At 59.7% G+C, this 18,310-nt stretch carries 18 protein-coding genes and 1 pseudogene; 13 read left to right on the top strand and 6 right to left on the bottom strand.

Going from position 1 to position 18,310, the window contains the following annotated elements:
• Positions 1-187 precede the first annotated feature (187 nt).
• From brnQ to ACMXYH_RS23720, 3 genes are all read left to right on the top strand, one after another.
• Positions 188-1,501: a branched-chain amino acid transport system II carrier protein gene (gene brnQ, locus ACMXYH_RS23730; protein WP_129442292.1), complete on the top strand. Its 1,314-nt coding sequence runs from the start codon at positions 188-190 to the stop codon at positions 1,499-1,501.
• 242 nt (positions 1,502-1,743) lie between these two features.
• Positions 1,744-2,481 (top strand): DUF599 domain-containing protein, encoded by a 738-nt coding sequence (locus tag ACMXYH_RS23725; protein ID WP_008148609.1) that lies wholly within the window; start codon positions 1,744-1,746, stop codon positions 2,479-2,481.
• Positions 2,481-2,882: an MAPEG family protein gene (locus ACMXYH_RS23720; protein WP_415765146.1), complete on the top strand. Its 402-nt coding sequence runs from the start codon at positions 2,481-2,483 to the stop codon at positions 2,880-2,882. Before ACMXYH_RS23725 ends, ACMXYH_RS23720 begins: the two co-directional genes overlap by 1 nt.
• 78 nt (positions 2,883-2,960) lie before the next feature.
• Here ACMXYH_RS23720 and ACMXYH_RS23715 read toward each other — a convergent pair whose 3' ends face one another.
• Complete coding sequence (locus tag ACMXYH_RS23715) at positions 2,961-3,194, bottom strand: hypothetical protein (RefSeq protein ID WP_129442298.1); 234 nt, start codon at positions 3,192-3,194, stop codon at positions 2,961-2,963.
• 158 nt (positions 3,195-3,352) lie between these two features.
• On the opposite strand from ACMXYH_RS23715, the gene ACMXYH_RS23710 reads away from it, so the two are divergent.
• The 4 genes from ACMXYH_RS23710 (at position 3,353) to ACMXYH_RS23695 (ending at position 7,059) form a co-directional block, all read left to right on the top strand.
• Positions 3,353-3,829, top strand: a complete 477-nt coding sequence (locus tag ACMXYH_RS23710) for a PaaI family thioesterase (protein ID WP_129442300.1) — start codon at positions 3,353-3,355, stop codon at positions 3,827-3,829.
• Entirely contained in the window at positions 3,826-4,278 is a 453-nt protein-coding gene (locus tag ACMXYH_RS23705) for a PaaI family thioesterase (RefSeq protein ID WP_046048032.1), read from the top strand. The genes ACMXYH_RS23710 and ACMXYH_RS23705 overlap by 4 nt, the downstream gene beginning before the upstream one ends.
• A gap of 81 nt (positions 4,279-4,359) precedes the next feature.
• On the top strand, positions 4,360-6,264 hold the full coding sequence (gene htpG, locus ACMXYH_RS23700; protein ID WP_415765145.1) for a molecular chaperone HtpG: 1,905 nt from the start codon (positions 4,360-4,362) through the stop codon (positions 6,262-6,264).
• Between the two features lie 66 nt (positions 6,265-6,330).
• Positions 6,331-7,059: a dienelactone hydrolase family protein gene (locus ACMXYH_RS23695; protein WP_415765144.1), complete on the top strand. Its 729-nt coding sequence runs from the start codon at positions 6,331-6,333 to the stop codon at positions 7,057-7,059.
• 131 nt (positions 7,060-7,190) lie between these two features.
• Here the strand turns inward: ACMXYH_RS23695 and ACMXYH_RS23690 are convergent, their stop codons facing one another.
• Both ACMXYH_RS23690 and ACMXYH_RS23685 read right to left on the bottom strand, forming a co-directional pair.
• Positions 7,191-8,051 carry a pirin family protein gene (locus ACMXYH_RS23690; protein ID WP_415765143.1) on the bottom strand — a complete coding sequence of 287 codons (861 nt, stop codon included), beginning with the start codon at positions 8,049-8,051 and terminating at the stop codon, positions 7,191-7,193.
• A 61-nt stretch (positions 8,052-8,112) separates the two neighbouring features.
• On the bottom strand, positions 8,113-8,529 hold the full coding sequence (locus ACMXYH_RS23685) for an OsmC family protein (RefSeq protein ID WP_129442309.1): 417 nt from the start codon (positions 8,527-8,529) through the stop codon (positions 8,113-8,115).
• A 252-nt stretch (positions 8,530-8,781) separates the two neighbouring features.
• Here ACMXYH_RS23685 and ACMXYH_RS23680 point away from each other — a divergent pair.
• The 4 genes and pseudogenes from ACMXYH_RS23680 to ACMXYH_RS23665 all read left to right on the top strand — a co-directional run.
• A pseudogene (locus ACMXYH_RS23680) lies at positions 8,782-9,267 on the top strand (MCP four helix bundle domain-containing protein); the annotation flags it as partial.
• Positions 9,268-9,363: 96 nt separating this feature from the next.
• Entirely contained in the window at positions 9,364-10,407 is a 1,044-nt protein-coding gene (locus ACMXYH_RS23675) for a methyl-accepting chemotaxis protein (RefSeq protein WP_415767745.1), read from the top strand.
• Between the two features lie 169 nt (positions 10,408-10,576).
• Positions 10,577-11,953: a pyridoxal-phosphate dependent enzyme gene (locus tag ACMXYH_RS23670; RefSeq protein WP_129442313.1), complete on the top strand. Its 1,377-nt coding sequence runs from the start codon at positions 10,577-10,579 to the stop codon at positions 11,951-11,953.
• Complete coding sequence (locus tag ACMXYH_RS23665; protein ID WP_415765142.1) at positions 11,950-13,128, top strand: trans-sulfuration enzyme family protein; 1,179 nt, start codon at positions 11,950-11,952, stop codon at positions 13,126-13,128. The genes ACMXYH_RS23670 and ACMXYH_RS23665 overlap by 4 nt, the downstream gene beginning before the upstream one ends.
• Positions 13,129-13,191: 63 nt before the next feature.
• On the opposite strand, the gene ACMXYH_RS23660 is transcribed toward ACMXYH_RS23665, so the two are convergent.
• From ACMXYH_RS23660 to purM, 3 genes are read right to left on the bottom strand one after another with little or no spacing between them, the layout of a single operon-like run.
• The gene (locus tag ACMXYH_RS23660; RefSeq protein WP_134422206.1) at positions 13,192-13,905 is read right to left on the bottom strand and encodes a DUF3108 domain-containing protein; all 714 of its coding nucleotides are present in this window, start codon (positions 13,903-13,905) and stop codon (positions 13,192-13,194) included.
• 8 nt (positions 13,906-13,913) lie between these two features.
• On the bottom strand, positions 13,914-14,564 hold the full coding sequence (gene purN / locus ACMXYH_RS23655; protein ID WP_129445131.1) for a phosphoribosylglycinamide formyltransferase: 651 nt from the start codon (positions 14,562-14,564) through the stop codon (positions 13,914-13,916).
• A gap of 11 nt (positions 14,565-14,575) precedes the next feature.
• On the bottom strand, positions 14,576-15,634 hold the full coding sequence (purM, locus tag ACMXYH_RS23650; RefSeq protein WP_076030216.1) for a phosphoribosylformylglycinamidine cyclo-ligase: 1,059 nt from the start codon (positions 15,632-15,634) through the stop codon (positions 14,576-14,578).
• A 382-nt stretch (positions 15,635-16,016) separates the two neighbouring features.
• Here purM and ACMXYH_RS23645 point away from each other — a divergent pair, with 382 nt between their 5' ends.
• Both ACMXYH_RS23645 and ACMXYH_RS23640 read left to right on the top strand, forming a co-directional pair.
• Positions 16,017-17,075, top strand: coding sequence for a DUF2066 domain-containing protein (locus ACMXYH_RS23645; RefSeq protein ID WP_415765140.1), 1,059 nt, complete (start codon positions 16,017-16,019; stop codon positions 17,073-17,075).
• Between the two features lie 38 nt (positions 17,076-17,113).
• The gene (locus ACMXYH_RS23640) at positions 17,114-18,187 is read left to right on the top strand and encodes an AI-2E family transporter (protein WP_129442320.1); all 1,074 of its coding nucleotides are present in this window, start codon (positions 17,114-17,116) and stop codon (positions 18,185-18,187) included.
• The last annotated feature ends 123 nt before the right edge of the window (positions 18,188-18,310 follow it).

The raw sequence follows: 18,310 nt of genomic DNA, 5'->3' as shown, positions 1-18,310 counted from the left end.
GGATACTTCGCACCCTAACAGTGCGTTTGTCGGGCAAATTCGTTAGGCTAGCAGCCATTTTTGCGTCCGCGGCCCACAAGGTTGTTACGCGCTAAACGGGTCAGTCCTATTCGGACCGACAGCATTTCCCTCACCCCTCAGGGAAATCCCTCTCTAAATTCCGATTCAGTAGTGTGGTATTTCCTTAATGAAAGTGTTGAAAGGCCAGGACATCCTGGCACTTGGTTTTATGACGTTTGCCCTGTTTGTCGGGGCTGGCAACATCATCTTCCCGCCTATCGTCGGTCTGCAGTCCGGTCCAAATGTCTGGATGGCGGCGCTGGGCTTTCTGATCACCGCAGTCGGTCTGCCGGTGATCACCGTTGTCGCCCTGGCCAAGGTCGGTGGCGCCATGGATGCCTTGAGCAGCCCGATCGGGAAAGTCGCCGGTGGCCTGCTGGCTGCCGCGTGCTACCTCGCTGTCGGCCCGCTGTTCGCGACACCGCGCACCGCCACCGTGTCGTTTGAAGTCGGCTTGGCGCCGCTGACCGGCGAGAGCCCGCTGGCACTGTTCCTCTATAGCTCGGTGTACTTCCTGCTGGTGTTCTTCATCTCGCTCTATCCGGGCCGGCTGCTGGATACCGTAGGACGTTTCCTCGCACCGCTGAAGATCATCGCCCTGGCCGCGCTCGGCATCGCCGCGTTTGCATTGCCGGCCGGTGATGTCGGCGTGGCCACCCCGGAATACGTGGCGGCACCGTTCTCCCAAGGCTTCATCAATGGTTACCTGACCATGGATACCCTGGGTGCGCTGGTGTTTGGCATTGTCATCGTCAACGCAATCCGCTCCCGTGGCGTCGAGTCGCCGGTGCTGATTACCCGTTACGCGATCATCGCCGGGCTGATTGCCGGCGTGGGTCTGGCGCTGGTTTACGTCAGCCTGTTCCGTCTCGGTTCGGGCAGCCATGAAGTGGCCGCGGGTGCCACCAACGGCGCGGCGGTGTTGCACGCTTACGTGCAACACACCTTCGGCTCTCTGGGCAGCGGTTTTCTGGCGGTGCTGATCTCCCTGGCCTGCCTGGTGACGGCGGTGGGTCTGACCTGCGCTTGCGCCGAATACTTCAGCCGTGTGCTGCCGCTGTCCTACAAGACATTGGTCATCATCCTGGCTGCGTTCTCCCTGCTGGTGTCCAACCTGGGCCTCACCAAGCTGATTGCGTTCTCGATCCCGGTGCTGACCGCGATCTACCCGCCGTGCATTGCCCTGGTCGCCCTGAGCTTCTGCAAGGACTTCTGGCATGAGCAGGGCCGAATCGTCGGTCCGGTGATGCTGGTGTCGTTCATCTTCGGTTTGATCGACGCCCTCAAGGGCGCGGGTCTGGCGGACTGGATGCCGACTCAGTTGTCTCACCTGCCGCTGAGCGAGCAAGGCCTGGCCTGGCTGGTGCCGTCGGTCATGACCCTGGTCGTCGCGGTCGTTTGCGATCGCCTGCTGGGCAAGCGCGAAGAAGCACTGGCTTAAGCCGCTTCATGGTCCGCCACAAGCGGGTCGTGAACACACATGGAAATGCCCCGTATCAATCGATACGGGGCATTTTTTTATGGGCTTGTACAAATCTAATGTGGGAGCGAGCTTGCTCGCGATGAGGGCATAACATTCAATAGTGATGCCGACTGATAGTCCGCCATCGTCGGAACGCCGCCCGGAGCAAGCTCGCTCCCACAAGAATTTCGCTACTCCACAAACACATCACAAGGACCTGCATGTCGTTCATCCACGCCAACATGATCCACATCCTCGCCGCGCTCTGGTTCGCCATCTGCTGGGGCGGTTACACCCGTTATGCGACGTGGAAGGGCCGCGACACCGCGTGCCTGGCCAGCGTGCTGCACCTTTATCGCGAAGACTGGATGCGCCGCATGCTGTTGCGCGACAACCGCATCGCTGACGCCAGCGTAATCGGTAACCTGGAGCGCAACGCCTCGTTCTTCGCCTCCAGCACACTGATTATCCTGGCCGGCATTCTCACGGTGCTCGGAGCCTCCGAACGGGCAGTGTCGTTGTTGGCGGATATCCCGATGGTGCAACAGGCATCCCAGGGGATGTCGGAGATCAAGTTGCTGTGCCTGGCGCTGGTCTTTGTCTATGCGTTCTTTACGTTCAGCTGGTGCATGCGCCAGTACAACTTTGCGGCCATTCTGGTGGGCTCGGCGCCTATGGTCGGTGAGCGTCACGTTTCCGAACAAGAGCGCAAAGCCTTTGCTGCCCGGGCGGCCCGCGTCATTTCCATGGCCGCCAACCAGTTCAACTTCGGACTGCGCTCCTACTACTTCGGCATGACCATGCTGGCCTGGTTCGTCAGCCCGTGGTTGTTCATGTTGATGAGTGCCGGGGTGGTGCTGGTGTTGTATCGCCGGGAATTTCATTCCGACGTTCTCGACGTGATGGTCTATACACCTACAGAGGCGCCATTGCCTGAGGCGATTAAAGAGGCTGTTTGATGAGTATTCCGTTCTGGTGTGTGTTTATCAGTGCCTTGCTGATTTTTGTAGCAAAAATTCCTGTGGCCAAGGCGATGAATGACCAGGGCGGTTATGACAACCATCTGCCGCGTCAGCAACAGGCGCAACTGACTGGCTTTGGTGCCCGTGCGTTGGCGGCTCATCAAAACTGTTTTGAGGCGTTCATTCTTTTCGCGGTGGGGGTATTGATGGCTCACACCACGCAGACAGCGGGGTGGCTGATCGACTTGCTGGCAATCATCTTCGTGATTTCGCGAATCATTTATTTGCTGTGCTATTGGGTTGATCTGGCCTGGCAGCGGAGCCTGGTATGGTCCGTTGGACTAGTGTGTTCGTTGCTGTTGATGATTAGTCCGACTTTTAGAACTATTTTGCTGTAGCGCCTGCTTCGCAAACAAAAAACCAGGCAAAAGAAAACCCGCACTTGGCGGGTTTTCTTTATCACGCTAAAAACTGTTTTAGTTTTTAGGTGCTTCTTTTTTGGCTGCTTCGTTCGATTCAGCCTGAGCTTTTGCGGCTTCGGCGTTTTCTTTCGCCGCGTCGTTCACTTTATCCTGAGCTTTACTCATATCTTGCTGAGCTTGCTCGGCATGTTTGTTAGCATCTTGAGCTTTGTCCTCGGATTTTTTATCGCAGGCTGCGAGACCGAGGGAAGCGGTCAACATCAAGGCAATAGCTAAAGTCTTACGCATGGGGTGTTTCTCCTTATGGAAAATATCTACTGGTCTTTCGAGCACTGCCCATAGCGTTAAGTTCCTCAATTCATACAGATATATAAGATTATTCCGACGGGAACTTTTACTAAAAACGCCTAGTGCGTTGCCTGAACACTAAGAAGAGTTTTATCAAAATGGCCGAAAACCCCGTTTTTGAGCGCGCTACACGATTTCTATCGGCGCTGCGACATTGTCAGGTACTTGGGCTGCGGGTTCACAACGCCAGCAGCGAAGGCCTGACGGTCATCCTGCCGTACAGTCCGCAAATAGTTGGCAACCCGCTAACCGGCGTGATTCATGGCGGGGCGCTGACCTCGCTGATGGACACGGCCTGCGGCATGTCCACCCTCTGCGTGCTGCCCGAGTTCGAAGTTTGCCCGACCCTCGACCTGCGCATCGACTACATGCACGCCGCCGAGCCGCATAAAGATGTCTACGGTTTTGCCCAGTGCTACCGGGTGACCACTGATGTGATCTTTGCTCGCGGTTTCGCCTACCAGGACGATCCCGAGCAGCCCATTGCCCATGTAGTGGGCACCTTCATGCGCATGGGCAAAGCCATCAAGGGCACCAAAGGCTTTGGCGGCGTCATCGCCGGGGGTGCGAAATGACCGATTCCTTCAAGGAACAACTTCAGCAGGCACATGAGCAGGGCGACTACGCCTCGCTGCTGCACCTGATTCCCTACGCCAAACTGATCGGCGTCGAATGTTCGCGGGTGGGGGATGATCTGCTGTTTCGCTTGCCGGCCAACAAGGACAACATTGGTAACCCTTTATTGCCGGCGATTCATGGTGGCGTGATTGCCGGGTTCATGGAGTTGTCCGCAGCGCTGCACCTGCTGATTTTCACCGGTTCGCCGGGTGTGCCGAAGATCATCGATTTCTCCCTCGACTATCTGCGCGCCGGGCAGTTTCGCGACACTTGGGCCAGATGCCAGGTTTGCCGGCAGGGTCGCCGGGTCGCCAACGTTGCGATTACGGCCTGGCAAAGCACTGAAGCCGAACCGATTGCCACTGCCCGCGCCCATTTCAAAATTGAAGAGCCCTTGAAATCCTGAACTCAGCCCCCAACTTTGATGACAACCCGCCGCCGACCCTTCAGGTCGCGGCCACTGCCATCTGATTGGAGTTTGATGACCATGAGTGTGGAAACTCAAAAGGAAACCCTGGGCTTCCAGACCGAGGTGAAGCAACTGCTGCACCTCATGATCCATTCGCTGTATTCCAACAAGGAAATTTTCCTTCGCGAATTGATCTCGAACGCCTCTGACGCTGTCGACAAATTACGTTTCGAAGCCCTGTCCAAGCCTGAGTTGCTGGAAGGTGGCGCCGAGCTGAAAATCCGTGTGAGCTTCGACAAGGACGCTAAAACCGTCACCCTCGAAGACAACGGCATCGGCATGAGCCGCGAAGAAGCGATCACCCACCTGGGGACCATCGCCAAATCCGGCACCGCCGATTTCATGAAACATCTCTCTGGCGATCAGAAAAAAGACTCGCACCTGATCGGTCAGTTCGGTGTGGGTTTCTACTCTGCATTCATCGTCGCCGATAAAGTTGACGTTTTCAGCCGTCGTGCCGGTGATGCTGCCAGCGAAGGCGTGCACTGGGCATCCAAGGGCGAAGGCGAATTTGAAGTTGCCACCGTTGAGAAGGCCGAACGCGGCACTCGCATTGTCCTGCACCTGAAGTCCGGTGAAGACGAGTTCGCCGATGGCTGGCGTCTGCGCAACATCATCAAGAAGTACTCCGACCACATCGCTCTGCCGATCGAGTTGCCGAAAGAAGTGGCCGCCGCTGAAGGCGAAGAGCAACCGGTCGTTGAATGGGAAACCGTCAACCGCGCCAGCGCCCTGTGGACTCGCCCTCGCACTGAAGTGAAAGACGAGGAATACCAGGAGTTCTACAAACACGTCGCTCACGACTTCGAGAACCCGCTGAGCTGGAGCCACAACAAGGTCGAAGGCAAGCTCGAATACAGCTCGCTGCTCTACGTGCCGGCCCGTGCTCCATTCGATCTGTACCAGCGTGAAGCGCCGAAAGGCCTGAAGCTGTACGTGCAGCGCGTGTTTGTGATGGATCAGGCGGAGTCGTTCCTGCCGCTGTACCTGCGCTTCATCAAAGGCGTGGTCGATTCCAACGACCTGTCGCTGAACGTGTCGCGGGAAATCCTGCAGAAAGACCCGATCATCGATTCCATGAAGTCGGCGCTGACCAAGCGCGTTCTCGACATGCTGGAAAAGCTGGCGAAGAACGAGCCTGAGCAATACAAGAGCTTCTGGAAAAACTTTGGCCAGGTCATGAAAGAAGGCCCGGCAGAAGACTTCGCCAATAAAGAGAAAATCGCTGGCCTGCTGCGTTTCGCATCGACCAGTGGTGATGAAGGCGAGCAAGTGGTGGGTCTGGCCGAATACCTGGCTCGCGCCAAGGAAGGTCAGGACAAGATCTACTACCTGACCGGCGAAACCTACGCGCAAGTCAAGAACAGCCCCCACCTGGAAGTCTTCCGCAAGAAAGGCATCGAAGTGCTGCTGTTGACCGACCGCATCGACGAGTGGCTGATGAGCTACCTCAGCGACTTCGACGGCAAGAGCTTTGTCGACGTGGCGCGTGGTGACCTGGACCTGGGCAATCTGGATTCGGAAGAAGACAAGAAAGCCGCGGAAGAAGTCGCCAAGTCCAAAGAAGGTCTGGTTGAGCGTCTGAAAACTGCACTGGGCGATTCCGTCGCTGAAGTGCGGGTTTCCCATCGTCTCACCGATTCCCCGGCGATTCTGGCCATCGGCGAGCAGGACCTGGGGATGCAGATGCGTCAGATCCTGGAAGCCAGCGGTCAGAAGGTTCCTGAATCGAAGCCGATCTTCGAATTCAACCCGGCTCACCCGCTGATCGAGAAGCTCGACAACGAGCAGAGCGACGAACGCTTCGGCGATCTGTCGCACATTCTCTTCGATCAGGCGGCCCTGGCCGCCGGCGACAGCTTGAAAGACCCGGCCGCCTACGTGCGCCGTCTCAACAAGCTGCTGGTTGAACTGTCGGTTTAACTGCGTTGTACAAAAACCCGCTTCGGCGGGTTTTTTTATTCTGGTGTCTTTTACTGGGAGTTAGTCATGAGCCAGATCATTGTTCGTTCCGTCGCTTATCAGATTGATGGCCAGTCGTATGAAAGCCGTCTGGCGTTCGATGCCGACCACAAAGGCCCACGTCCCGGCCTGTTGATGGCGCCGAACTGGATGGGTGTCAGCGCCGGTGCCGAGGAGATCGCCAAGTCCGTGGCGTCCAAGGGTTATGTGGTGCTGATCGGGGACCTCTACGGCCAGTCGGTCCGTCCGCAGAACGGCGACGAGGCGGGTGCGGCGATGATGCCGCTGAAGAACGACCGCGCATTGCTGCGCAAACGTATGGCGGCGGCCTTCGAGCAATTGCAGGCCCAGGGCGAGGCGGCAGTCGATACCGCGAAGCTGGCGACGTTCGGTTTCTGCTTTGGCGGTTGCTGTGCGCTGGAGTTGGCCCGCACTGGTGCGCCAGTGAAAGCGGCGGTGTCGTTCCATGGCTCGCTCGATACGCCGAACCCGGCGGATGCCAAAAACATCAAAGGCTCGGTACTGGTGCTGCACGGCGCATCCGATCCATTGGTGCCGAAAGACCAACTGCCGGCGTTTGAAGAAGAAATGAATGCGGCGGGCGTGGATTGGCAACTGCTGAGCTACGGCGGCGCGGTGCATTCCTTCACCGATCCGCACGCCAATGTGCCGGGCATGATGATGTATGACGCGAAGACGGCGGGGCGTGCGTTTGCGTCGATGTACAACTTGCTGGATGAAGTGTTTAAAGGCTGATAGTTTTTTTGATCTGACATCGTTGGTGTTAGTGCCGGCCTCTTCGCGAGCAAGCCCGCTCCCACATTAGATCGCGGTCAACTGTGGGAGCGGGCTTGCTCGCGAAAGCGGAGTCACTGGCGCTAAATATTTCAGGGTAGTTCGATCCGCTCACTTTCCCCCGGCACCGTCGGCCAATCCCCGGCCGCCCAGCGCCGGCGCGCTTCATCGATCAACGCCGGATCACTCGCCACGAAGTTCCAGTTGATTCGCCGCGGCCCATCCAGAGGCGCACCCCCAAACAGCACGGCATGACAATCGCTCTCAGCGAACAGCGTCATCTCTTCCCCGACCGGCAACACCACCAGCGAATGCGGTTCTATCAGCTCGCCATCCAGTTGCACCTCGCCGTCCAGCACATACAACGCCCGCTCTTCATGCTCGGTTGGAATCAGCAATGTGGTCGCCGTTTGCAGGTTCAATTCGGCATACAGCGTGGGAGAAAGCACCGGGACCGGTGATTCCAGGCAAAAGCCTGACCCGGCAATCATCCGGATCTTCACTCCCAGGTTATCGCTGACCGGCAGCGTGGCCGCCGGGTGGTGACTGTAGTGTCCGGGACCGTGCTCTTTATCTTTTGGTGAGGCCAGCCAAATCTGCAAACCATGCATCGTGAAGCCGCTGTCCTTCAACGCCTCAGGCGTGCGCTCGACGTGGGCAATCGCGCTGCCCGCCGTCATCCAGCTAACATCACCGGCCTCCACCACCTGATCGGAGCCGAGGCTGTCCTTGTGCTGGATTTTTCCTTCGAACAAGTACGTGAGGGTCGACAGACCAATGTGCGGATGCTGACGGATGTTCATGCCTTTTCCCGCCTCATAACGGGTTTCGAGCATATGGTCGAAAAACACGAAAGGCCCGACGCTGCGGCATTTGGCTGACGGCAGCGGGCGAAGAATCGGTTGACCCTCGACATCTTCGGCGCGGGGACGAATCACGAGCGGAGTGTTCATGCTGCATTCCAGGCTGAGCGGGTAATGCGTGGAGCATAACCCGCTTGCGCAGCCCTTGCCGCTATTGGCTGAAGGCACCTTCAGACAGGTGCGTTTCGATGCTGACGTCGGTAGTGGTCATCAACTTGTGTACCGGGCAACGGTCGGCCACGCGGTGCAGTTCATCGCGCTGAGCGTCGGTGAGCACACCTTTGAGGGTCAGTTTGACGTGCAGGGCATATTTACCTTTCTGCTCTTCGCTGTTGTCACGTTTGACTTCGACCGTGACACCGGTCAGCGGGATGTCTTTTTTCTTCGCGTACATCTTCAGGGTCAGGGCCTTGCAGGCGCCGAGGGCCGCGTCGAAGTAATCGTGTGGCTCGGGCGCCGAGCCTTCGCCGCCGGCGAGTGTCGGTACGTCGGCAAAGAGTTCATGGTCATCGATCTGTACGCTGTGACGAAAACCTTCGGCGGAAACGGTATTGACGGTGACAGTCATGGGAAACCTCGTAGGCAACAGGAAAAGTCATTCGATCAAAAAAGACCTTGAAGGTATAGAGCACTCCTCTTGTTACGCGTTCCACTTTTTCGCTCGCCCATTGCCGTGCGCTGAATCGTTACCGCCCGACGATCGAAGTAGTAAGGCGTTTTGATATCACTTTTTCGTCTTACGCAAAATCTCTCAGGGCCGATACCTTCTAAGGCAACCCGCTGCAGGGTTGATGCGGCACTTTTGGAAGGAACCAGAGCAATGAGTATCAGAAGTCTCAATATTGCGCCGCGCGCGGGCCTGGGTTTTGGCCTGCTGGCGTTGATGGTGTTTGGATTGGGGGCGTTCGCCCTGCTGCAAATGTCGAACATGCGCGCGCAGTCCGATCAGGTCGATGACAACTGGCTGCCCAGCGTGATGGCGGTCGGGGAGATGAATCAGGACATGCTGCGGCTGCGGGCATTGACTATGCGTCTGCTGCTCAATCGGGACGCGCAGGCGCTGATGCAAAACGTCAGTAAACTCAACGAACTCAAAGGCACCCTGGGTGAGCCTCAGCAGCGTTATGACGTGCTTATCGTGCTGCCCGAAGTGCGTGTGCTGTTCGACCGCTTCAAAGCCTCGGAGCAACAATACCTGCAGTTCCAGACTCAGGTGATGACGCTCTCAGCCCAGGGACGGGTGGAAGAGGCGGCCGCTATCCTCAATGGCGAGATGAGTCCGTTGGCCGATGAAATCACCGTCACCCTCAAGGCATTGGTCGAACTGAACAAGCACAACGCCAACCTGGCGACGGAGGCGGGGCGCCAGGTGTTCAGCCGTTCGCGGGTCTGGGTCGGGGTGATGATCGGCCTGACGGCGCTGATGACCATCGGCCTGGCGCTGCTGCTGACCCGCAGCATCGTCGTGCCGCTTTCCCAATCGTTGAAGGTGGCTGAAGGGGTGGCTGGCGGCGATCTCACCGGTGATATCAGCATCACCGGCAAGGACGAGCCAGCGCGGCTGTTGCACGCGCTCAAGAGCATGCAGGGGAGTTTGCGCGAAACCCTTCGGCGTATTTCCGACTCATCCAGCCAATTGGCCTCGGCTTCGGAAGAACTCAGCTGTGTGACCGAAGAGGCCACCCGGGGGCTGCATCAGCAGAGCCTGGAAATCGACCAGGCCGCCACGGCGGTGAATCAGATGACCGCTGCGGTGGAGGAGGTTGCGAGCAATGCGGTGGCCACGTCCGAAGCGTCTCGGGAATCCGACCGGATCGCCCAGCACGGTCGCGAGCAGGTGCATCAGACCGTGTTGTCCATCGAATCCCTGGCCGACGATGTCACGGCCAATGCGACCCAGGTCGAGGACCTAGCGCAGAAAGTTTATGGCATCAGCAAAGTCCTGGACGTGATTCGCTCGATTGCCGAGCAAACGAACTTGCTGGCCCTGAACGCGGCCATCGAAGCGGCGCGGGCCGGGAGTGCCGGGCGCGGCTTTGCGGTGGTGGCCGATGAAGTGCGGGCGCTGGCGCACCGGACTCAGCAATCGACCCAGGAAATCGAGCAGATGATCGCTGGCATCCAGCAAGGCACCGATGCTGCGGTCAGCTCGATGCAGCAGAGCAACACTCGGGCGCGTTCGACCCTGGAAGTGGCGAAAGCCGCCGGTACGGCGCTGGAAGAAATCGCCACGGCGTTTACCCTGATTAATGAGCGCAACCTGGTGATCGCCAGCGCCTCGGAGGAGCAAGCGGCTGTCGCGCGTGAGGTGGATCGCAACCTGATGAATATTCGCGATCTTGCGTTGCAGACGTCGGCCGGGGCGAATCAAACCAGTGCGGCGAGCCAGGAGCTGTCTCGGTTGGCGGTCGATCTGAATACGATGGTGGCGCGCTTCTCGGTCTGAACGCCGAGCGGATTTGTCGTTCCGGCGACGCTACCGGCTGGCTGTGCAAGGTTGCGGGTGGCGCCATCCCGGCCTATGGTCCAAGCGATACTTTGCCTGCGACTGGCGCGCAATGATTCGTCGCCGGTTGCTGTCCATCCAGTGCTAATTTTCGTAGCGAGGTGACGACATGCCCACCGACTCCCGACCCGCCGTGCTCGAACTGATCGGCAATACGCCGCTGGTGCGCGTCAGCCGTTTCGATACCGGCCCGTGCACGCTGTTCCTCAAGCTCGAATCGCAGAACCCCGGCGGCTCGATCAAGGATCGCATAGGCCTGGCGATGATCGACGCCGCCGAGCGCGATGGCAGCCTGCGCCCCGGCGGCACCATCGTCGAGGCCACCGCTGGCAACACCGGCCTTGGCCTGGCCCTGGTCGGCCGTGCCAAGGGTTACCGAGTGGTGTTGGTGGTGCCGGACAAGATGTCCACCGAGAAGGTCTTGCACCTCAAGGCGATGGGCGCCGAGGTGCACATCACCCGCTCCGACGTCGGCAAGGGCCACCCCGATTACTACCAGGACGTTGCGGCGCGGCTGGCGCAGGAAATTCCCGACGCCTTCTTCGCCGATCAATTCAACAACCCGGCCAACCCGCTGGCCCACGAGTGCAGCACCGCGCCGGAAATCTGGGCGCAGACTCAGCATGACCTGGACGCCATCGTCGTCGGCGTCGGCTCGGCCGGCACGCTGACCGGGTTGACCCGTTTCTTTCGCCGCGTGCAACCGGACCTGGTCATGGTGCTGGCCGATCCGGTCGGCTCGGTGATGGCCGAATACAGCCGCAGCGGCACCATGAACACGCCCGGCTCCTGGGCGGTGGAGGGCATCGGCGAGGACTTCATTCCGTCGATTGCCGACCTGTCCAGCGTCCGCCACGCCTACTCGATCAGCGACGAGGAAAGCTTCGACCATGCCCGCCAACTGCTGCGTGCCGAAGGCATACTCGGCGGCTCTTCGACCGGCACACTGCTGGCGGCGGCGCTGCGTTACTGCCGCGAGCAGACCGAGCCGAAGCGGGTCGTCAGCTTCGTCTGCGACACCGGCACGCGCTACCTGTCGAAGGTCTACAACGACCAGTGGATGAACGATCAGGGCCTGTTGCAGTACAAACATTACGGCGATCTGCGCGACCTGATCTCACGGCGCTTCGAGGATGGCCGGGTGATCAGCGTGGGCCCGGACGACACGCTGCTCACCGCGTTCCAGCGCATGCGCCTGGCGGATGTGTCGCAACTGCCGGTACTGGAGGGCGGGCAGCGGCTGGTCGGCGTGATCGACGAGTCCGACATTCTGCTGGGCATGCAAGAAGAGGCTTCGCACTTTCGCGCGAGCGTGGCCAGCGCGATGACCGATAAGCTGCAAACCCTGCCTCCAGGCGCCAGTCTGGCTGAACTACGGGCGGAGCTCGACCGTGGGCTGGTGGCGATCATCGCCGACGCTTCGGGCTTCTACGGCTTGATTACTCGAGTCGACATGCTCATTCACCTACGGAGATCCCTTACATGAGTCAACACGATGAAAACGCTGTGCCACGCGCCTTCGCCACCCGTGTGATCCATGCCGGGCAAACGCCCGACCCTACCACCGGGGCGCTGATGCCGCCGATTTACGCCAACTCCACCTATTTGCAGCAGAGCCCAGGAGTGCACAAGGGCTTCGACTACGGGCGCTCGCACAACCCGACGCGCTTTGCGCTGGAACGTTGCGTTGCAGACCTCGAAGGCGGCTCCCAGGCCTTCGCGTTCGCCTCCGGGCTGGCGACGATTTCCACCGTGCTCGAATTGCTCGATGCTGATTCGCACATCGTCTCCGGCAACGACCTGTACGGCGGTACTTTTCGCCTGTTCGACAAAGTGCGTCGGCGCAGCGCGGGGCATCGCTTCAGCTTCGTCGACCTGACTGATTTGTCGGCCTTCGAAGCGGCGTTGCAGGACGACACGCGGATGGTCATGGTCGAGACGCCGAGCAATCCTTTGCTGCGCCTCACCGACCTCGTTGCCATCGCGCGCATCTGCCGCCAGCGAGGCATCATTTGTGTGGCCGACAACACCTTTGCCAGCCCCTGGATACAGCGCCCGCTGGAGCTTGGCTTCGACATCGTGCTGCACTCGACCACCAAGTACCTGAACGGCCACTCCGACGTGATCGGCGGCATTGCGGTGGTCGGACAAAACGCAGACCTGGCGGAGCGTCTGGGCTTCCTGCAGAACTCGGTAGGCGCGATTGCCGGGCCGTTTGACGCTTTCCTCACCCTGCGCGGCGTGAAGACCCTGGCGCTGCGCATGGAACGCCACTGCAATAACGCGCTGGACCTGGCGCAATGGCTGGAACGTCAGCCGCAGGTGGCGCGCGTCTATTATCCGGGCCTGCCGTCGCACCCGCAGCACGAACTGGCGCAGCGGCAGATGCGCGGTTTCGGCGGGATGATATCCCTCGACCTGAACAGCGACCTGGCCGGCGCCACGCGTTTCCTCGAAAGTGTGCGGATCTTTGCCTTGGCCGAGAGCCTGGGCGGGGTGGAAAGCCTGATCGAGCACCCGGCGATCATGACCCACGCCAGCATCCCCGCGGATACTCGTGCGCAACTCGGCATCGGCGATGCGCTGGTGCGGTTGTCCGTGGGGGTCGAGGATGTCGAAGACCTGCGCGCCGACCTGGCACAGGCGCTGGCGCGGATCTGAATTTCAGCAGGCAAAAAAAATCCGGAACCCTTATCGGATTCCGGATTTTTGTGTCGAGCCGGATCAGCTGCCTTTGACAGCCTTGCCGTTGACCGTACCGTCGAGGAGCATGATGTTGTACTCCTTGCCGTCGGTTTCAACCTGTTGCAAACGAACCAACAGGTAATCCCAGTCCTTGGCGAACCACAGGACGGTGATGCGCTTGCTTTGTGTCGGGTCGCGCACGCGCTCGACCTTGATCGCATCGATCTGGCCAGCCTTGGTGTCGACCTTTTCCGAACCCAGCACGCGGAAGTCATAGGTATCGACTTCGCCAGCGTCGACGACCTGGTAGCTCATGCTTTTCTTGCCAGCGGCCACGTCGTGCTGCAGGGCCAGCTGATAAGTGGATTTGTCGACCATGCCACGGTTGAGCGGGATCTTGACCGGGTCACCGCGATCGGTGCCGGTGACCATTTTGTTGGTCCAGTCGAAATCCAGGTCAGCCTTCTTGGCTTTACCCAAGCCGCCACGTTCGAAGTGGTAGGACTGCGGCAGCAAGGTGTCCTTGTCCAGCGTCAGGATGCTTTCTTCGGTCAGGCTGGCGATCATCATCGAGGCCTTGAAGCTGAGCTTCCAGGCGCCGTTGGCTTGCTTGGTCAGGCTTCGTTCAGCGGTGCCGCTCATGGGCAACTGCTTCCAGTCAGCGGTGTAGCTGGCGGAGAAAGGTTGAAGTTCTGCAGCCTGCGCAAATGGCAGTGCGAGCAGAGCGCAAGCGAAGAGCAGGGCGCGACGCATAAAATCTCCTAGGTTCGAATCAAGTGGCCGCTGGCCGCGAGTAACTTTCCATCCAGTAAAGCACCTTGCTCGCCGAGTGATACACGACCTTCGGCAAACCAGCGTACAGCCAGCGGGTAAATCAGGTGTTCCTGGGTATGAACTCGCTGCGCCAGACTCTGCGGCGAATCGTGCAACTCTACCGGTATTACTGCCTGTACGACCAGTGGTCCGCCATCGAGTTCCTCGGTGACGAAGTGCACGGAGCAGCCGTGCTCGGTGTCGCCGGCCTCCAGCGCGCGCTGATGCGTGTGTAACCCTTTGTATTTGGGTAGCAGCGAAGGATGGATATTGAGCAGGCGACCCTGGTAGTGGCGCACGAAGCCTGCGCTGAGAATGCGCATGAAGCCGGCCAGTACCACGAGTTTGGGGTTGAACGCGTCGATCAGTTCGATCAGCGCGGCATCGAAGGCCTCGCGGCCTTCGAAAGCCTTGTGATCCAGGGTGCGGGTGTCGATACCCGCGTCCCTGGCGCGTTGCAGGCCGTAGGCGTCGGCGCGGTTGGAAATCACCGCAGCGATGCGGGCCGGGCTGTCGCCGGTCCGCGTGCTGTCGATCAAGGCCTGCAAGTTACTGCCGGTGCCGGACAACAGCACCACCACATCACAGGTCTGGGACATCGGCACTTGCATCAGTGTGCCTTGAGGTTCTTCAGTTCAACCGAGGCCGCGCCTTCGGCAGCGGTGGAGATCTGACCGATGACCCAAGGCTGCTCGCCGGCTTCACGCAGCACGTTCAACGCGGTTTCAACGTGCTCTTGAGCAACGCAGATGACCATGCCCACGCCGCAGTTCAGCACGCGGTGCATTTCGTTTTCGTCAACGTTGCCTTTCTCTTGCAGCCAGTCGAACACGGCAGGACGGGTCCAGCTCGCAACGTCAACCACGGCTTGTGCGCCTTTTGGCAGAACGCGCGGGATGTTGTCCAGCAGGCCACCGCCGGTGATGTGGGCCATGGCTTTCACGGCGCCGGTTTCCTTGATCAGCTTGAGCAGCGGCTTCACGTAGATGCGGGTCGGGGCCATAAGCAGGTCGGTCAGCGGTTTGCCGTCGAGCTGGATGTTTTCGATGTCGGCACCGGACACTTCGATGATCTTGCGGATCAGCGAGTAGCCGTTGGAGTGCGGGCCGGAAGACGGCAGGGCGAGCAGGGCATCGCCGGCAGCGACTTTGGAACCGTCGATGATTTCGGATTTTTCCACGACGCCGACGCAGAAGCCGGCCAGGTCGTAGTCTTCGCCTTCGTACATGCCTGGCATTTCAGCGGTTTCGCCGCCAACCAGGGAGCAGCCGGACAATTCACAGCCAGCGCCGATGCCGGTCACGACCTGGGTCGCGGTTTCGACGTTGAGTTTGCCGGTGGCGTAGTAGTCGAGGAAGAACAGCGGCTCAGCGCCGCAAACCACCAGGTCGTTCACACACATGGCAACCAGGTCGATGCCGATGCTGTCGTGCTTGTTCAGGTTCAGTGCCAGGCGCAGCTTGGTGCCGACGCCGTCGGTGCCGGAAACCAGCACGGGCTGTTTGTAGCCGGCCGGGATTTCGCAGAGGGCGCCGAAACCGCCCAGGCCGCCCATGACTTCCGGGCGCGCAGTGCGCTTGGCGACGCTCTTGATGCGTTCGACCAATGCTTCACCGGCGTCGATGTCTACACCGGCGTCCTTGTAGCTCAGGGAGGGTTGCTTGCTCATGATCCAGGCCTTTAGGGGGGATTCAGGGGTAACGACCGAGTCCAGTGGGACCACCGAAACTGACGAAGGCGATTGCCATCCGCGAATTTCAGGGTGCCCGGCTGTTGCCGGTCTGCGAAGGCGCGCGATTTTATCAGGCTTGAAGGGCAGCGGCCATCCTCAGGCCGACGGCAGGGGCATATCAGCTTAAAAAAACCTTCATTGCCCGTGTTGGTCGCCTCCTTCATGGCTGTATAAGGTATCGCTATTAACCGTCTATCGTTAGGACAGTGCAAAAACTTACCAGGGTCAGGTGAATGTTTTGCTTGGGGGCGTGGTCACAGCCTTGCTCAATCCGGTTCACGCGGCCTGTTCCAGCCGCTCTTGTCGTCAGGAATCCTCCATGCGTTTTTTTTCTAGATTTTTGTTTGCGGGCTGTATGTCATTGGTCAGCCTGGCGAGTCATGCCGAAACCGTCAAAAATCTGTATCAGGTGCGTCAGCCTGTCAGTGGTCAAACCCCTGAAGTGCGCGAGCAGGCGACCCAGCAAGCGCTGGATACGTTGGTGTTGCGTCTGACCGGTGATCCCAAGGCTGCGCAAAGTCCGGGGTTGGCGGCACTGCGCAAGGACCCGCAGCAAATCATCAGTCAGTACGGCTTTGACGCCGGCCCGCCGGAAGTGCTGAAGGTCGATTTCGACCCGGCCACCACCGAGCAAGCGTTGCGCCGTGCCGGGCTGTCGTTGTGGGGGGCGAACCGGCCTTCGATCCTCGGCTGGTGGTTGAACGATTCCACCGAGGGTTCGAGCCTCGTCGGTGATGGCCAGGCCAGTGCGGCGCCGCTGCGCCGAGCAGCGCAACACCGTGGTTTGCCGCTGCGCCTGCCGCTGGCCGATCTGAGTGAGCAGATCGTCGCCACGGCACCGAATCTGGAAGGTGCGGACGCGACGCCACTGCGCGGTGCATCGGAGCGTTACAACGCTGACGCCTTGCTCGCGGTGCATGCCCGTGAAGAGGGCGGACAGTGGCAGGCCAAGTGGCATTTGTGGCTCGGTGACAAGAAAGAGGCGGGCAGCGTAGAAGGTGCGGATCAGGCTGCGGTGGCCGATGCGGTGATGCTGGCGGTCAGTGAGCGGCTGGCGCCTCGCTTTGTCGTCAAACCGGGTGCTTCGGGCGAACAATTGCTCGAAGTACAGGGCATGAATCTGGAGCACTACGCGGCGCTTGGGCGTTTGCTGGAACCGTTTGGTGCGCGTCTGCAAAGTGTCGACGGCGACCGGATTGTCTATCGGGTCAATGGCAGCGCCGAACAGTTGAGGTCGCAATTGTCGCTGGCGAAGTTGCAGGAAGTTCCGCCCGGTGAAGCGCCGGCGCCAGTCGCACCGGCTCAGCCGGCCGAGGGTTCGGCACCGGTAGTAGCGCCGACTCCGGCACCTGTGCCGCAGTTGCGATTCCGTTGGTAAGGTTTTCTTTCTTTATATAGATGCATATGGAGTTGTACATGGCCGATACGCGGCGTTGGTTCTGGTTGGGTGGGGTTGTCCTGCTCTGCGCGTTTGTCTGGCTGTTGCATCCGATCCTGACGCCGTTTCTGGTGGCACTACTGTTGGCCTATCTGTTCGACCCGTTGGTGGATCGGCTGGAGAAGGCCGGTCTGTCTCGGACCTGGGGCGTGGTGGCGGTGTTTGCGCTGTTCACCCTGATTTTCACGACCTTGCTACTGGTGTTGGTGCCGATGCTCGCCAAGCAGCTGTTTCGCTTGTACGAATTGGCACCGCAGATGCTCGACTGGTTGCAGCACACCGCACTGCCGTGGGCGCAATCGAAATTCGGACTCTCGGATAATTTCTGGAAATTCGACAAGCTCAAGGCTGCAATCAGTGAGCACATGGGCCAGACCACTGACATTGTCGGGGTCGTGCTGAGTCAGGCGACGGCTTCCGGGCTGGCGCTGATCGGTTGGTTGGCGAATCTGGTGCTGATCCCGGTGGTGAGTTTCTATCTGCTGCGGGACTGGGACCTGATGATGGCCAAGATCCGCGGTCTGCTGCCCCGTGACCGCGAAGAGCGCGTTGTGATCCTGGCGGGTGAATGCCATGAAGTGCTGGGTGCATTCGTGCGCGGACAGCTGCTGGTGATGGTGGCGCTGGGCGTGATCTACGCGGCGGGCCTGATGTTGGTAGGGCTGGAGCTGGGGCTGTTGATTGGGTTGATTGCCGGTCTGGCGGCGATCGTGCCGTACATGGGGTTCGTTATCGGGATCGGTGCGGCTTTGATTGCCGGGCTGTTCCAGTTCGGTGGCGATCTGTATCCCATGATCGGAATCGTCGCGGTGTTCATGGTGGGACAGGCGCTGGAAGGTATGGTGCTGACGCCATTGCTGGTGGGGGACCGGATCGGTCTGCACCCGGTGGCGGTGATCTTCGCGATTCTGGCAGGGGGTGAGCTGTTCGGTTTCACCGGTGTGTTGCTGGCGCTGCCGGTGGCGGCGGTGATCATGGTGCTGGTGCGGCATGTGCATGATTTATATAAAGATTCTGATATCTACAGTGGTGTCGACGAGCCTGAGCGCTAAGGTTCGTTGATGGTGGGTAACGGGCGGCCTGGTTCCATGCCGGGTTGGCCCACATCCCTCGTGCGGCTGTCACATGCGCCGCCAAAGAAACTGTCATAAAACCAGGGTGTTAACGCAAACCTT

This window comes from Pseudomonas frigoris, from assembly GCF_047758635.1.
GTDB classification, from domain to species: domain Bacteria; phylum Pseudomonadota; class Gammaproteobacteria; order Pseudomonadales; family Pseudomonadaceae; genus Aquipseudomonas; species Aquipseudomonas frigoris.
The sequence above is the reverse complement of the archived record's forward strand: the minus strand, read 5'-3'. Positions and strand labels throughout refer to the sequence as shown.

Coding starts and splice junctions, on each gene's coding strand:
- ACMXYH_RS23685 (WP_129442309.1), bottom strand. CDS start 8,529: ATGACTGTCACCGTCAATACCGTTTCCGCCGAAGGTTTTCGTCACAGC.
- ACMXYH_RS23710 (WP_129442300.1), top strand. CDS start 3,353: ATGGCCGAAAACCCCGTTTTTGAGCGCGCTACACGATTTCTATCGGCG.
- ACMXYH_RS23670 (WP_129442313.1), top strand. CDS start 10,577: ATGCCCACCGACTCCCGACCCGCCGTGCTCGAACTGATCGGCAATACG.
- ACMXYH_RS23640 (WP_129442320.1), top strand. CDS start 17,114: ATGGCCGATACGCGGCGTTGGTTCTGGTTGGGTGGGGTTGTCCTGCTC.
- ACMXYH_RS23705 (WP_046048032.1), top strand. CDS start 3,826: ATGACCGATTCCTTCAAGGAACAACTTCAGCAGGCACATGAGCAGGGC.
- brnQ (WP_129442292.1), top strand. CDS start 188: ATGAAAGTGTTGAAAGGCCAGGACATCCTGGCACTTGGTTTTATGACG.
- ACMXYH_RS23695 (WP_415765144.1), top strand. CDS start 6,331: ATGAGCCAGATCATTGTTCGTTCCGTCGCTTATCAGATTGATGGCCAG.
- ACMXYH_RS23675 (WP_415767745.1), top strand. CDS start 9,364: ATGATCGGCCTGACGGCGCTGATGACCATCGGCCTGGCGCTGCTGCTG.
- ACMXYH_RS23665 (WP_415765142.1), top strand. CDS start 11,950: ATGAGTCAACACGATGAAAACGCTGTGCCACGCGCCTTCGCCACCCGT.
- ACMXYH_RS23690 (WP_415765143.1), bottom strand. CDS start 8,051: ATGAACACTCCGCTCGTGATTCGTCCCCGCGCCGAAGATGTCGAGGGT.
- purM (WP_076030216.1), bottom strand. CDS start 15,634: ATGAGCAAGCAACCCTCCCTGAGCTACAAGGACGCCGGTGTAGACATC.
- htpG (WP_415765145.1), top strand. CDS start 4,360: ATGAGTGTGGAAACTCAAAAGGAAACCCTGGGCTTCCAGACCGAGGTG.
- ACMXYH_RS23715 (WP_129442298.1), bottom strand. CDS start 3,194: ATGCGTAAGACTTTAGCTATTGCCTTGATGTTGACCGCTTCCCTCGGT.
- ACMXYH_RS23725 (WP_008148609.1), top strand. CDS start 1,744: ATGTCGTTCATCCACGCCAACATGATCCACATCCTCGCCGCGCTCTGG.
- ACMXYH_RS23660 (WP_134422206.1), bottom strand. CDS start 13,905: ATGCGTCGCGCCCTGCTCTTCGCTTGCGCTCTGCTCGCACTGCCATTT.
- ACMXYH_RS23720 (WP_415765146.1), top strand. CDS start 2,481: ATGAGTATTCCGTTCTGGTGTGTGTTTATCAGTGCCTTGCTGATTTTT.
- ACMXYH_RS23645 (WP_415765140.1), top strand. CDS start 16,017: ATGCGTTTTTTTTCTAGATTTTTGTTTGCGGGCTGTATGTCATTGGTC.
- purN (WP_129445131.1), bottom strand. CDS start 14,564: ATGTCCCAGACCTGTGATGTGGTGGTGCTGTTGTCCGGCACCGGCAGT.